This is a genomic window from Amycolatopsis sp. NPDC059021, from assembly GCF_042739895.1.
In the GTDB taxonomy this organism is placed as follows: Bacteria; Actinomycetota; Actinomycetes; order Mycobacteriales; family Pseudonocardiaceae; genus Amycolatopsis.
Genome location: NZ_JBHYIQ010000117.1, coordinates 7,430 through 20,851, shown reverse-complemented (window position 1 = coordinate 20,851; position 13,422 = coordinate 7,430). Strand labels below are relative to the sequence as shown.

The window sequence follows — 13,422 nt, the reverse complement described above, 5'->3', positions numbered from 1 at the left end:
GCTCCCCCGCTTCAACTGTTGGTTCGGGGGCTTTTCCTCGATTGTGTGGAGAGGAAAGTCCCCTTCAGCGCGTCCTACGAGAGGAACGTCCCCTTCAGCCCACGGGACCGGGATCACACTGGACCGGGGCATAGTCAGCGTCGTATAGTCCACGTGGAATAAACGGACTGGGACACTCAGGAGGGTCATCGCCCATGGCGGCAGCCAAGCTGACGACGCTGGGGATCGCCGTGCTCGAGCTGCTGCACGAGAAGCCGATGCACCCGTACGAAATGGCCCAGCTGATGCGGGAACGCCATGTCGACACGCGGGTCAAGCTGAAGGCCGGGTCGCTCTACCACACGGTGGAACGCCTGCTGGGCAACGGTTTCATCGAGGTCGTCGACACCCAGCGCGACGGCAGGCGCCCGGAGCGGACGGTCTACGGCATGACCGACGCGGGCCGGGACGCCTTCGTCGAGCGGGCACGGCATCTCCTCGGCAACGTCGCCGAGGAGTACCCCGAATACCTCTCCGGGCTCGCCGTCATCGACGACCTCGGCCGCGAGACGACGTTGGCGGAGCTGGAGATCCGGGCCACCAAGCTGCGCAGCCTGGTGGCCGCCGACCGCGTCGTGCTCGACCGCCTGGCGGACGAGGGCACACCGGAGATCTTCTGGCTCGACTGGCGCTACACGACCGACCGCCGGGCCTTCGAACTCGAATGGACCGAGCGGCTCATCGACGGTCTTCGGTCGGGGCGGATCCCCTTCAAAGAGGACCACGAGCTGGAACTCGTTACTGGGAAAGAGAACGATGAACGCAAGACAAGCTAACCCGTGGGCCGCGCTTTCCGCGCTGTGCCTGGGTTTCTTCATGATCCTGCTGGACACGACGATCGTGTCCCTGGCGATCCCGGCCATGCTGCGGGAGCTGAACGCCGGACTGAACGCGATCGTCTGGGTGATCAGCGTCTACCTGCTCACCTACGCGGTCCCGATGCTGTTCACCAGCCGCCTCGGCGACCGGTTCGGCCCGAAACGCGTCTACCTCGCCGGGCTGATCGTGTTCACCGCCGCTTCGCTGTGGTGCGGCCTGGCGGGCAGCGTCGAGATGCTGATCGTCGCCCGCGCGGTGCAGGGCCTCGGCGCGGCACTGCTGACGCCGCAGACGCTGGCCTTCATCACGCACCTGTTCCCGCCCGCGAAACGCGGTCCGGCGATGGGGCTGTGGTCGGCCGTCGCGGGGCTCGCCACGATCGCGGGCCCGCTGCTGGGCGGCGTGCTCGTCGACAACCTCGGCTGGGAATGGATCTTCTACGTCAACGTGCCGATCGGCGTCGTCGCGCTGGCGCTCACCCTGATCCTGGTGCCGGACTGGCAGCCGAAGCACTCGCACTCCTTCGACCTGCTCGGCATCCTGCTGTCCGCGGCCGGGCTGTTCCTCGTCGTCTTCGGTGTCCAAAATGGACAGCACTACGACTGGGGGACGGTCTTCGGCTCGGTCACGGTGTTCGAGATCATCGGCGCGGGCGTGCTGCTGCTCGTCGCGTTCGTGGTGTGGCAGTGGTTCAACAAGCGCGAACCGCTGGTGCCGCTGCGGGTGTTCGTGAACCGCAACTTCTCCGCGGGCACGCTCACCGCGGTCACCGTCGGGTTCACCATGACCGGGATGTTCCTGCCGCTGGTGATCTTCGTCCAGACGGTGCGCGGGATGAGCCCGACCACGGCCGGCCTGCTCACCGCGCCGATGTCGCTGCTGTCCGGGATCGTCGGCCCGTTCGTCGGCCGGGCTTCCGACCGCGTCAACGGCCGGTACCTCGTGATGGGCGGGCTGGCCGCGCTCGCCGCCGGGCTCGGCATCGTGGCGTGGCAGGCGACGCCGGAGACGAACCCGTGGGCGCTGACCCCGGCACTGCTGGTCTGCGGGCTGGGCATCGGCTGCATCTTCGCGCCGATGAGCAACCTCACCATGTCCTCGGTGGAACCCCGGCTCGCCGGGACGGCGTCCGGGATCTACAACACCTCACGTCAGGTCGGCGGGGTCCTCGGCAGCGCGGCGATCGGCGTGCTGCTGCAGGCCAGGATCACCGCGTCGATCTCCAGCGAGGCGACCAAAGCGGCGACGTCCCTGCCCGAGCAGTACCGGGCGCCGTTCGCCGAGGGAGTCGCCCGCGGCGCCGCCTCGGCGGGTGAGTTCAGCGCTTCGAACGGCCCGAACCCGATGCCCGGTCTTCCGGCGGACATCGCCGCGCAGGCACAGCAGCTCGCGCTCACCGCCGTCCACAATGGACTCACGGACGCCGCGAAGACGACGCTGCTGCTGCCGATCGCGGTGCTGGTGCTCGGCATCGGCGCCGCGGCGATGCTGCGGCGGGTCGCCCCGCGCCAGGCGAGTCCCGCCGCGGAACCGGCCGCGTCCCGGGCATGACGCGCGGCCTCCTTCGCAGCCGGCAGAAGCTGCGAAGGAGGCCGTTCACCGCGGGAGCGGGTGCCTCAGCGTCGATAGGAAAGGCCGTATCCGTACGGGAACAGCGCCTGCTTGCCGTCGCCGACGTTGATCGGTTCCTGCGCGGAGTTCTTCGGCCAGCTGAAGCTCAGCTTGCCGGTCGGGTTGTAGTCGCCGTAGAGCACATCGGCGACGCCCGCGCCTTCACTGCCCGGCAGCCACGCGGCGACCAGCCCGTCGAACTGCGGCAGCTGCGCGCCGAGGTCGAGCACCCGGCCGGAGACCGTGACCACGACCAGCGGGACGCCGGACGCCTTGAGCTTCGCGATCGTGCCGAGGTCCTCGGCGTCCAGTCCGAGACCGTTCGGCCGGTCACCCTTTCCTTCCGCGTAAGGCGTTTCCCCCACGACGGCGACAGCGACCTTGTAACTCTTGTCGATCCCGTTGCCCGCCTTGTCGAAGGTGACCGTGGTGTTCTTCCCGGCGCCCGCGCGGAGTCCGTCGAGGATCGTGGTGCCGGGGATCGCGGGACCGCTCTGGCCCTGCCAGGTCAACGTCCAGCCGCCGGACTGGTTGCCGATGTCGTTCGCGTTCTTGCCGGCGACGAAGATCTTGTTGTCGTTCTTCTTCAGCGGCAGCACACCGTCGTTCTTCAGCAGCACCTGCGATTCGCGCACCGCCCGGCGCGCGAGGTCACGGTGGGCCTTGCTCCCGAAGTCCTTTTGCAGCGAGCGATCCGTGTACGGGTGCTCGAACAGCCCCAGCTCGAACTTCTTGGTGAGGATGCGCCGGTTCGCGTCGTCGATCCGCGACAGCGGGACGTGCCCGGCGGCGACCTCGCCCTTCAGCGTGCTGATGAACTTGAGGTAGTCATACGGCACCATCACCATGTCGATGCCCGCGTTGATCGCCTGCGCGACCTCGGCCGGGGTGAAGCCCTCCTTGCCGTCGATCTGGTCGATGCCGTTCCAGTCCGAGACGACGAAGCCGGAGAAGCGCAGCTCTCCCTTGAGCAGATCGGTGATCAGGTACTTGTTGCCGTGGTCCTTGACGCCGTTCCAGCTGTTGTAGCTGACCATCACCGAGCCGACACCGCGATCCACGGCCGCGCGGAACGGCGGCAGGTGGATCGCGCGCAGTTCCCGCTCGCTGATCTGCGTGTTGCCCTGGTCGACGCCGCCGGTGGTGCCGCCGTCGCCGATGAAGTGCTTGGCGGTGGCGAGAACAGACGCCTTGTCACTGAGCCTCCGGCCCTGGAGGCCGTCGATGATCGCGCTGTTGGTGACCGCGTTGCGCGGCACTTCGCCGTAGGACTCGTAGGTCCGGCCCCAGCGGTCGTCCCTGGCCACGCACAGGCACGGCGCGAATCCCCATTTGACGCCGGTCGCCGCCGATTCGTTCGCGGTGACCGCGCCGATGCGTTCCATCAGGCGCGGGTCGTTCGCGGCGCCGAGGCCGATGTTGTGCGGAAAGATCGTGGCGCCGTAGACGTTGTTGTGGCCGTGCACGGTGTCGGCGCCGTAGATGGTCGGAATCCCCAGTGGTGTGGCGAGCGCGGCGCGTTGATAGCCGTCGATCATGTCGGCCCAGCCCTGCGGCGAGTTCGGCGCCGGCACCGAACCGCCGCCGGAGAGGATCGACCCGAGCCGCGCGTCGGCGGCCTGCTGCGGGGTCGCGGCCAGCCGCTCGCCCTCGGTCATCTGGCCGATCTTGTCGTCGAGGCTCATCCGCTTCATCAGGTCGGCGACCCGGACGGGCACGGGAGCGTGCGGGTTCTTGTAGAGCGGAGCCTGCTCGGCGGACGCCACCGGCGTCAGCGCTGTCGCGGACAGGACAAGCCCGGCGAGCACGGCGGTCTGCGTCGCGCGCAGTGATCTTCCGGCGCGCGATCTTCCGGCGCGGAGGCGGGACGTCATGGGTTCCCTCCGAGATGATCATTCGGACATATGTTGTGAGCCACAACAAACTAGCCGGGAGGACACGTGTCGCCGGTCACAATTCGGCAACGCCGGGCGCCCCGGTACCGTCCGCTTGTGCGTTTCGTTCTCGCTTCCCAGTCCCCCGCCCGCCTCGCCGTCCTGCGTTCCGCCGGCCTCGATCCGAGCGTCGTGGTGTCCGGCGTCGACGAGGACGCGGTGGCCGCCGCACTGATCGACCCGGCCCCCGCCGAACTGGTCGTCGCGCTGGCCCAGGCGAAGGCCGAGGCCGTGGTCGGCGCGATCGCGAGCGAGCACACCGACGCGGTGATCGTCGGCTGCGACTCGATGCTCTCGATCGGCGGCGAGATGGTCGGCAAGCCGGGGACCGCCGAGGTCGCGCGGCGGCGATGGCAGGCGATGGCGGGCAAATCCGGCGAACTCCTCACCGGCCATGCCGTCGTCCGCGTCGAGGGCGGCGAAGTGACGAAGGAGGCGTCCGGCACTGAAGTCACCAAGGTCCACTTCGGCACTCCGAGCGCCGACGAGCTCGAGGCCTACCTCGCGAGCGGTGAGCCTCTCGCGGTGGCGGGCGGCTTCACCCTGGACGGTCTCGGCGGCTGGTTCGTCGAGGGCATCGAAGGCGACCCGTCGAGCGTGATCGGCATCAGCCTGCCGCTGACCCGCCAGCTGCTCGCCGACGTCGGCGTGAGTGTCGCGGATCTCTGGCAGCCTCCCACATCCTGAGAAGGTCACCACACGATCGGGTGATTCGGAAGAGTTCCTCCCTGCCTACCGTTCTGCATAACCGGCAGACAGGAATCACCGAACTTCCGGAGCGTCCTCGTGTCTTTCGTACGGACCTACACCAAGCCGAAGGTCTTCGCGGCCGCGGTTCTCGGCTCCCTCGTCGTCGGCGCGCTGCTCGGCATCGTGGCGAGGAGCACCAACGCCAAGTGGCTGACGAGCCTGCTCGACCAGATCGGCACGATCTTCACCACGCTTCTGCAGATCGCGGTGATCCCGCTGGTCTTCACGGCCATCGTGGTCGGGATCAACAGCCTGCGCGGGCTCGGCGGCGGGCGCACAGCGGCCCGGCTCGGCGGCAAGACGGTCCTGTGGTTCGCGATCACGTCGTTCATCGCTTCGCTCATCGGCATCGCGATCGGCCGGATCTTCAACCCCGGCAGCGGCGGTCTCGGCGGGGCCGCGGCGACCGCGAAGAACGCCGACAAGGCCGCGAAGAGCGTCGACCACTGGGGTTCCTGGGACGCCTTCATCAACGGTCTGCTGCCCCAGAACTTCGTGAAGGCGTTCTCGGAAGGTGAGACGCTGCAGGTGCTCTTCCTGGCACTGGTGATCGGCGCCGCCGCGTACAGCCTGGGCGACAAGGCGAAGCCGTTCGTCGACTTCACCACCAGTGTCTTCGAGGTCATCCAGCGCTACCTCGGCTGGATCGTCCGGCTCGCCCCGATCGGCATCATCGGCCTGATCGGCGCGGCGGTGGCGAAGTACGGCGACGCGCTGTTCCGGCCGCTGTTCTCCACCACGCTCGCGGTGTACGTCGGCTGCCTGCTGGTGCTGTTCGTGGTGTACCCGATCCTGCTCCGATTCGTCGCCAAGGTGAGCCCGCTGAAGTTCTTCGCGAAGGCGGGCACGGCGATCCAGTTCGCGTTCGCCTCGCAATCCTCGTCCGCGACGCTGCCGCTGACCCGCCAGTCCGCGGTGAACCTCGGCGTCCAGCCGGCGTACGCCGCCTTCGCGACTCCGCTGGGCAGCGCGACGAAGATGGACGGCTGCGCGGCCGTGTTCCCGGCGATCGCGGCGATCTTCGTCGCGAACCTCTCCGGGGTGTCGCTGAACTTCTGGCAGTACGCCGGGATCGTCGTGGTCGCCGTGGTCGGCGCGCTGGCCACCGCCGGGACGACCGGCTGGCTGACCGCGTTCACGCTCACGACGTCGTTCATCGGGCTGGACGCCAAGCAGGTCGCGCTCGGCCTGGCGCTGATCTACTCGGTCAACCCGATCATGGACATGATGCGCACCGCGACGAACGTGGCGGGCCAGATCGTGGTCCCGGTCGTCGTCGCCCGCGGCGAGGGCCTGCTCGACGACGGCATCCTCAACGCGCCCACCACCCCGCCGCAGCACAGCGACGACGGCGCCGCGGCCCGCACCACCGCCTCGCCGTCCCCCGCCTGACCTGGGCAAAGGGAGCAAGGGACCTTTACTCACGCTCGTTTAGCCCTGCTAACCAAACGTGCGTAAAGGTCCCTTGCTCGCCTTCGGGGCCCGGCCTAGGACGGACAGGCGTGCAGGTCGGCGCGGGTGAGCCGGATGTCGGGCCAGCCCCGCAGTTCCGACGGCGACGTCACCTTCCACGTGCAGCCCATCGACGTGCCCGCGAGGTCGTACACCTCGGCCAGCACGGGCGAGGCCTGGCACGTGGGCGTCCCCGGGGTCGAGCCGGGGCATTCGTGCCGCACCACGATCACGTCGGGGGCCCCGTCCGCGCTGACGTCGTAGAGCGACAGCGTCCCGGCGTCGGCGAAGTACGGCTTCCCCGAGTCCTCCCACGTGCCGCCGCGATTGACGATCAGCTCGCCGTAGGACCCGCCCGCCGCGTCGTTCGCCTCGCCGCGGACCAGACAGGCCGACGTCGACCCTTCGATGCAGCGCAGCGAATCCTTGCCGAGCCGCACCCCCATCTCGGCGATCGTCAGCTCGATCGTGATGCCGGGCTCCGGGCCGATCCGCACGCGCCCGGCGCCACCCTGCGCGGCGTCGAGCAGCACCACCGGGGTGCTGCCGACGGTCATCGCCGCGAGCTGGTGGCACGGGCCCGCACCGCAGGTCGACGTCGTCGGGGGCGGGCCCGCCGACGGGGCCGCGGCCGCGCCGTCGCCACCGTCCGTGTCCGGATGCGGCCGCAGCACCACGACGCCTGCCAGCGCCGCCGCGGTCACCACCGCCGCGAGCAGCGCGGTGAGCAGCGCCGATCGCGGCGGCCGCAGTCCTGTACTCCGCATATCCCAGAGCGTAAGCGACCTCGCTCTCGGTGTCCGTCTATGTTGTGCCCGTGACGAACCCCGATTTGCCTCCAGCCCTGTACCTGCCCACCAGTGAGACGTCGGAAGATCACTCGGGCGCGTCGATCGAACTGCGCAAGACCCCGGACGGCCGGACCGCGCTGGTCGCCTTCACCTCGCTCGACCAGCTGGTCTCCTGTTGCGGCGAGCACCAGCCGTGGGCACGGGTGGCCACCGATTACCTGCCCTCGATCCACCAGGCTCGCCCGTACGACGTGATCGTCCTGGACTCGCCGCTCCCCCAGCACCTCCGCCACACGGAGCACGCCTGACGGCGAGGTTACGGCCGATTCGGCGCGATGAAGAACACAAGCAATCCACGACGTCCGATCCGTAGACTCCCCAGGTGCCGTGTCATGCGGTCAGCAGAGTAGCTGTCGGGACAGGAGGAGGTGCGTGGTGGCCGAGCAGGTCAGCGCGACGGTGACCAAGATCCTGGTCGCCAATCGGGGCGAGATCGCGGTGCGCGTGATCAGGGCGGCGAAGGACGCCGGACTGGCCAGCGTGGCGGTCTACGCCGACCCCGACCGCGACGCGCCGCACGTCAGACTGGCCGACGAGGCTTTCGCGCTGGGCGGCACGACCGCCGCCGAGAGCTACCTCGTGTTCGACAAGCTGCTCGACGTCGCCAAGCGTTCCGGCGCCGACGCGGTTCACCCCGGCTACGGCTTCCTCTCCGAGAACGCCGACTTCGCCCAGGCCGTCCTCGACGCCGGGCTGACCTGGATCGGGCCGAGCCCGCAGGCGATCCGCGACCTCGGCGACAAGGTCACCGCGCGGCACATCGCGATGCGTGCCGGTGCCCCGCTGGTGCCGGGCACGAAGGAGCCGGTCAGCGGCGCCGACGAGATCGTCGCGTTCGCCGACGAGCACGGGCTGCCGGTGGCGATCAAGGCCGCGTTCGGCGGTGGTGGCCGCGGGCTGAAGGTGGCGCGGACGCGCGAAGAGATCCCGGAACTCTTCGAATCCGCGACCCGCGAGGCGATCGCCGCGTTCGGCCGTGGCGAATGCTTCGTGGAGCGCTACCTCGACAAGCCGCGGCACGTCGAGGCGCAGGTCCTGGCGGATCAGCACGGCAACGCGATCGTCGTCGGCACGCGGGACTGCTCGCTGCAGCGGCGGCACCAGAAGCTCGTCGAGGAGGCCCCGGCGCCGTTCCTGACCGACGACCAGCGCAAGCGGATCCATGAATCGGCGAAGGCCATCTGCAAAGAGGCCGGGTACTACGGCGCCGGCACCGTCGAATACCTCGTCGCCACCGACGGCACGATTTCCTTCCTGGAGGTCAACACCCGGCTGCAGGTCGAGCACCCGGTGTCGGAGGAGACCACGGGCATCGACCTCGTCCGCGAGATGTTCCGTATCGCCCGCGGCGAGAAGCTGCGCTTCACCGAGGACCCGGAACCGCGCGGGCACTCGATCGAATTCCGCATCAACGGCGAGGACGCGGGCCGCGGCTTCCTGCCCGCCCCGGGCACCGTGACGAAGTTCGTCGCGCCGTCCGGCCCCGGCGTGCGGGTCGACTCCGGTGTCGAGGACGGCAGCGTGATCGGCGGGCAGTTCGACTCGATGCTGGCGAAGCTGATCGTCACCGGCTCGGACCGGCAGAACGCGCTGGAGCGCAGCCGCCGCGCGCTCGCGGAGATGGTCGTCGAAGGCATGGCGACGGTGCTGCCGTTCGACCGCGTGATCGTGGACGACCCCGCGTTCATCGGGGACGAGAACGGCTTCTCGGTGCACACGCGCTGGATCGAGACCGAGTTCGACAACAAGATCGAGCCCTTCGTCGCGCCGGAAGCGGCCGAAGCCGAGGAGCAGCCGCGCCAGAACGTCGTCGTCGAGGTCGGCGGACGACGTCTCGAGGTGTCGCTGCCGGGCGGGTTCGCGCTCGAAGGGGCCGGTGGTGGCGGCACAGCCGTCAAGGCGAAGCCGCGCAAGCGGGCCGGTGGGTCGAAGGCGTCCGTCAGCGGCGACGCGGTGACAGCGCCGATGCAGGGCACCATCGTCAAGGTGGCGGTCGAAGAGGGCCAGCAGGTCGAGGCCGGGGAACTCGTCGTCGTCCTGGAGGCGATGAAGATGGAAAACCCGGTCACCGCACACAAATCGGGTGTCGTGACAGGTCTCGCCGTCGAGGTCGGCGCCGCCGTGACGCAGGGCACGCAGCTCTTCGAGATCAAATAGCCGAATAGGCACGGATGTCATGGCTGGTCGCTCCCGACTCGGCCTACCATCTGTGGTGTGAACGAGGTTCCGTCTCCAGAGCTCCGGATCAGCGACCGTGACCGCGAAACGGCGCTGACCGCGCTCGGCGAGCACATGAGTGCGGGGCGGATCGACATCGACGAATTCGGTGAACGATCCGCCCAGATCACCGCGGCGAAGACCCGCGGTGATCTGGTGCGGGTCTTCGCCGATCTCCCCGAGCCACATCCCCGGTTCGACCAGACCTGGCAGACGGTGTCCGCGCCGCCGGTCCCCCAGGCCACCGCGGAGCCGCCCGCCGCGCCGCGCGCGACCTCGTGGTCACCGGCGCAGCGGGTGCTGGCCGGGGTGATGCCGCTGGTCTGGATCGCGGCGATCGTGCTGATGGTGACGACCGGGATCTCCTGGCTGATCATTCTCGTGCCGATCGGGCTGACCGCGGTCGGTAAGAGCCTCTGGGGCCAGAACTGGCACGGGCACGACCGGCACCGCCGCGAGCTGCGGGACCGCCGCCGCTACCGCGGCGAAGTCGACGGCTGAGCACGAGGAGCCGTCGTGGGCAACAGACCGGACATGCGGCTTTCCGACGCCGAACGGCAGGACGCGCTCGACGTGCTGGAGGAACACGTCCGCACGGGCAGGCTCGATCTCGACGAATACGGTGACCGCTCGGCGAAGGTGACCGCCGCCAAGCGCGTCAGCGAACTGGTGCCGTTGTTCGAGGATCTCCCGTCACCGCGGCCGGGCGTACTGCTCGCCGCGCCTGTCCCCGCCGCGCCACGCGTGCCGGACACCGCATCGCCGGGACGCTGGCTCGCCGCGAGCGCGGTGCCGATCGCCGCTGTCGTGGCGATCGCGCTGTTCTTCCTCACGCGGGGCACGTTCCTGGTGTTCCTGCTGCCGATCGGGGTCGCGCTGGCCCTGGGCAGCCGGTGGCGCCGCTGATCCACCGATCGGTGGATGTCCTCGCTCATCGGCTGATCCCGCGAGCGGGTGCGGGCTGAGAGAATCCGCTCATGTGGATGGTGGGCCTGCCGAGGGAGATCGACGCGCGCGGAGAGCGTCTCGGCGGTCCGATCCTCAGCGTGGTCAGCCTGCTCGTGCTCGGTGGCAGCATGATCTGGGCCGCGTTCTCCGAGCATGGTGACAGCGCGTACTGGACCGGCACGCTGGCCGTCGCCGGCGCCACCGCGGTGTGGCTGCTGGGCTTGATCCCGCTGTTCCCGCGTCGCCATCGGCATCCCGTGCTCACCGCCTGCTACTACGCCGGAATCCTGCTCGGCGCCGCGTACCTGGTCAGCAGGGCCGACCTGTTCACCGCCTTCGCGTCGATGGGGTATTCGCTGGCGTTCGCGCTGTTTCCCGCCCGCTGGAGCGTGTTCGCGGTGGCGGCCACCGCGGCGATTCCGTTGCTGGTCAAGGGTGGCTTGGGCGCGGACGCGAAAACGCCGTCGTGGGTGATCGTCGCGTCGGTGGCGGGGCCGATGCTCTACGCGGCGTGGTTCATCGGCGTGGAGAGCGACCGTCGGCGCCGCGCGAACACCGCGCTCGCCGAGACGAACGCGCAACTGGAGAAGGCGTTGGAGGAGAACGCCGGACTGCACGCCCAGCTGCTGACGCAGGCTCGCGAGGCGGGTGTGCTGGACGAGCGGCAGCGGATGGCCAGGGAAATCCACGACACGCTCGCGCAGGGCCTCACCGGCATCGTCACCCAGCTCCAGGCCGCCGAACGAGCCGTCGAGGACCCGCCCCGGCACCGGCGGCACCTGGCGCAGGTGAACGCGCTCGCGAGGGACAGTCTCAGCGAAGCCCGCCGCGCCGTGCAGGCATTGCGGCCGGAGCCGCTCGCCGACTCGCGGCTCCCCGACGCCGTCGCCGAACTGGCGCGGCGTTTCGCCGAAACCTCCGACGCCGACGTCCGCACGGAAACGACCGGGGACGCTCGGGCCCTGCTGCCCGAACTGGAGATCACGTTGTACCGCGTCGCGCAGGAAGCGCTGACGAACGCCGGAAAGCACGCACAGGCAACGAGAATCGGCCTTTCACTGTCCTATTCGGACGATGTGGTGATGCTCGATGTCCGGGACGACGGCGTCGGATTCCGGGTCCGCGACGTCGACGCACCACGCTCCGACGGCAGCGGGTTCGGGCTCCAGTCGATGCGGCAGCGGGTTCACCGGGTCGCAGGATCGCTGGCGGTGGAAAGCGCGCCGGGCGAGGGAACCGCGATCAACGCCCAGGTCCCGGCGATCCCCGCCTTCGGCGGCGAGGACGGGGCGGGCTGGTGATCCGGCTGCTGCTGACCGACGACCATCCGATCGTGCGCGACGGGCTGCGCGGCGCGTTCACCGGCGAGGACGACATCGAGGTGATCGGCGAGGCCGCCACCGGCGCCGAAGCGCTCGCCTTCGTCGCGAAACACCGTCCCGACGTGGTGCTGATGGATCTGCGGATGCCCGAGCTGGACGGGGTGAGCGCGATCCGGCGGCTCACGGCGGAGTTCCCGGCCGTGCGAGTGCTGGTGCTGACGACGTTCGCTTCCGAGACCGACGTCCTGCCCGCGATCGAAGCGGGCGCGACGGGCTATCTGCTCAAGGACGCGCCCGTCGGCGATCTGCTGCGCGCGGTGCGGGCGGCCGCGCGCGGGGAGTCCGTGCTCGCGCCGAGCGTCGCGGTGCGGCTGATGGGCCGGGTGCGCGAGCCCGCGCGCGGTTCGCTGACGCGCCGGGAACTCGAGGTGCTGCGGCTCGTCGCGGCCGGCGCCACAAACCGGGCCGCGGCGGGCAAGCTGTTCATCAGCGAAGCGAGCGTGAAGACGCATTTGCTGCACGTGTACGCCAAACTCGGCGTGAACGACCGCGCGGCCGCCGTCGGCGAGGCCTATCGTCGCGGTCTCCTCCTGCCCGGCGACGGGGCTGACTAGGCTCGGCCGGGTGGAACCGGTGGAGATCGACGCGGGAGCGTATTCCCTGCGCCAGCTACGGGCCGACCGGCGACTCGACGACCGGCCCGCACTGATCGAGGCGTTCGCCGACCCGGCACATCGCCGGTACGTGCTGAACTACCGCGTCCGCACCCTGGACGAGGCCACCGAGTACATCGCACTGCGGCTCGCCCAATGGGCTGGCGACGAACGCTGCTCGTGGGCGGTCGCCGAGCCGGCGACCGGACGGCTGCTCGGCGAGGTCGGCTTGCGAGAACTCGACCTCGCCGCCGGGTACGCGGAGGCTGCGGTGTGGGTGCACCCTGCCGAACGCCGCCGGGGAATCGCGAGTACGGCACTGGATGCCGCGCTGCGCTTCGGTTTCGGTGTTCTCGGACTCCGCGAAGTGAGCTATCGGTACGAGGAGAGCAACGCCGATTCCGCCGCGGTGGCCCGCCGCTGCGGCTTCACCCGCATCGGCCCGGAACCCGAACCCGCGCCGACCGGGGAACCCCTCATCCGCTGGCTCCGCACCGCCTGACCTCCGCCGGCCCCGGCCCCGCGGGGGGAGCAAGGGACCTTTGCTATCGCTTGGGGCACCCCTGCCCGCGCGCCAAGTCCGTGAAGGACTCCTTCACAGCGCTGAGCGCCGGTATGGAGTCCTTCACGTCGCTTCGCGCCCCTGCAACGCCGTTTTGTCGGACCCTGCGCGTAGCGTTTCGGGTAGGGGGCCTCAGGGTGTCCTGAATCTTCCGTTCATTCCTTCGTCGGGGCGGGGGGGGGGCCGAGGGGGTGTGAGGGGGCCGCCACCGAGGCCCCCCCCCCCGCGCGCCCGGGGTGTGGACCACCAACCCCCCCCCCCCCC

At 69.7% G+C, this 13,422-nt stretch carries 13 protein-coding genes; 11 read left to right on the top strand and 2 right to left on the bottom strand.

The annotated features are described in order from the left end of the window. The first annotated feature begins 194 nt into the window (after nucleotides 1-194). Nucleotides 195-815 carry a PadR family transcriptional regulator gene (locus ACFWX1_RS41555; RefSeq protein WP_378395389.1) on the top strand — a complete coding sequence of 207 codons (621 nt, stop codon included), beginning with the start codon at nucleotides 195-197 and terminating at the stop codon, nucleotides 813-815. Then, nucleotides 796-2,409 carry a DHA2 family efflux MFS transporter permease subunit gene (locus ACFWX1_RS41550; RefSeq protein WP_378395388.1) on the top strand — a complete coding sequence of 538 codons (1,614 nt, stop codon included), beginning with the start codon at nucleotides 796-798 and terminating at the stop codon, nucleotides 2,407-2,409. The genes ACFWX1_RS41555 and ACFWX1_RS41550 overlap by 20 nt, the downstream gene beginning before the upstream one ends. 65 nt (nucleotides 2,410-2,474) lie before the next feature. Here ACFWX1_RS41550 and ACFWX1_RS41545 read toward each other — a convergent pair whose 3' ends face one another. Next, nucleotides 2,475-4,277, bottom strand: a complete 1,803-nt coding sequence (locus ACFWX1_RS41545; RefSeq protein WP_378395398.1) for a glycoside hydrolase family 3 protein — start codon at nucleotides 4,275-4,277, stop codon at nucleotides 2,475-2,477. 183 nt (nucleotides 4,278-4,460) lie between these two features. On the opposite strand from ACFWX1_RS41545, the gene ACFWX1_RS41540 reads away from it, so the two are divergent. Together ACFWX1_RS41540 and ACFWX1_RS41535 are read left to right on the top strand one after the other, a co-directional pair. After that, entirely contained in the window at nucleotides 4,461-5,090 is a 630-nt protein-coding gene (locus ACFWX1_RS41540; RefSeq protein WP_378395387.1) for a Maf family protein, read from the top strand. 99 nt (nucleotides 5,091-5,189) lie between these two features. Next, entirely contained in the window at nucleotides 5,190-6,545 is a 1,356-nt protein-coding gene (locus ACFWX1_RS41535; protein ID WP_378395386.1) for a dicarboxylate/amino acid:cation symporter, read from the top strand. Nucleotides 6,546-6,640: 95 nt separating this feature from the next. Here the strand turns inward: ACFWX1_RS41535 and ACFWX1_RS41530 are convergent, their stop codons facing one another. Continuing rightward, nucleotides 6,641-7,372 (bottom strand): hypothetical protein, encoded by a 732-nt coding sequence (locus ACFWX1_RS41530; protein ID WP_378395385.1) that lies wholly within the window; start codon nucleotides 7,370-7,372, stop codon nucleotides 6,641-6,643. 29 nt (nucleotides 7,373-7,401) lie between these two features. Here ACFWX1_RS41530 and ACFWX1_RS41525 point away from each other — a divergent pair, with 29 nt between their 5' ends. The 7 genes from ACFWX1_RS41525 (at nucleotide 7,402) to ACFWX1_RS41495 (ending at nucleotide 13,098) form a co-directional block, all read left to right on the top strand. Further along, entirely contained in the window at nucleotides 7,402-7,704 is a 303-nt protein-coding gene (locus ACFWX1_RS41525) for an SAV_915 family protein (RefSeq protein ID WP_378329437.1), read from the top strand. A 127-nt stretch (nucleotides 7,705-7,831) separates the two neighbouring features. Then, nucleotides 7,832-9,613, top strand: a complete 1,782-nt coding sequence (locus tag ACFWX1_RS41520) for an acetyl/propionyl/methylcrotonyl-CoA carboxylase subunit alpha (RefSeq protein ID WP_378395384.1) — start codon at nucleotides 7,832-7,834, stop codon at nucleotides 9,611-9,613. A gap of 57 nt (nucleotides 9,614-9,670) precedes the next feature. Next, nucleotides 9,671-10,174: a DUF1707 domain-containing protein gene (locus ACFWX1_RS41515; protein ID WP_378395383.1), complete on the top strand. Its 504-nt coding sequence runs from the start codon at nucleotides 9,671-9,673 to the stop codon at nucleotides 10,172-10,174. 33 nt (nucleotides 10,175-10,207) lie between these two features. After that, nucleotides 10,208-10,579 carry a DUF1707 domain-containing protein gene (locus ACFWX1_RS41510; protein WP_378395397.1) on the top strand — a complete coding sequence of 124 codons (372 nt, stop codon included), beginning with the start codon at nucleotides 10,208-10,210 and terminating at the stop codon, nucleotides 10,577-10,579. Nucleotides 10,580-10,650: 71 nt separating this feature from the next. Beyond that, a complete protein-coding gene (locus ACFWX1_RS41505; protein WP_378395382.1) occupies nucleotides 10,651-11,922 on the top strand; it encodes a sensor histidine kinase in 1,272 nt (423 codons plus the stop codon). Further along, nucleotides 11,919-12,557, top strand: coding sequence for a response regulator (locus ACFWX1_RS41500; protein ID WP_378395381.1), 639 nt, complete (start codon nucleotides 11,919-11,921; stop codon nucleotides 12,555-12,557). Before ACFWX1_RS41505 ends, ACFWX1_RS41500 begins: the two co-directional genes overlap by 4 nt. A 10-nt stretch (nucleotides 12,558-12,567) precedes the next feature. Next, nucleotides 12,568-13,098 carry a GNAT family N-acetyltransferase gene (locus ACFWX1_RS41495; RefSeq protein WP_378395380.1) on the top strand — a complete coding sequence of 177 codons (531 nt, stop codon included), beginning with the start codon at nucleotides 12,568-12,570 and terminating at the stop codon, nucleotides 13,096-13,098. Nucleotides 13,099-13,422: the final 324 nt, after the last annotated feature.

Excerpts from the sequence above, each read along its gene's own strand:
- ACFWX1_RS41555 (WP_378395389.1), top strand. The coding sequence starts at position 195 with ATGGCGGCAGCCAAGCTGACGACGCTGGGGATCGCCGTGCTCGAGCTG.
- ACFWX1_RS41550 (WP_378395388.1), top strand. The coding sequence starts at position 796 with ATGAACGCAAGACAAGCTAACCCGTGGGCCGCGCTTTCCGCGCTGTGC.
- ACFWX1_RS41530 (WP_378395385.1), bottom strand. The coding sequence starts at position 7,372 with ATGCGGAGTACAGGACTGCGGCCGCCGCGATCGGCGCTGCTCACCGCG.
- ACFWX1_RS41510 (WP_378395397.1), top strand. The coding sequence starts at position 10,208 with ATGCGGCTTTCCGACGCCGAACGGCAGGACGCGCTCGACGTGCTGGAG.
- ACFWX1_RS41505 (WP_378395382.1), top strand. The coding sequence starts at position 10,651 with ATGTGGATGGTGGGCCTGCCGAGGGAGATCGACGCGCGCGGAGAGCGT.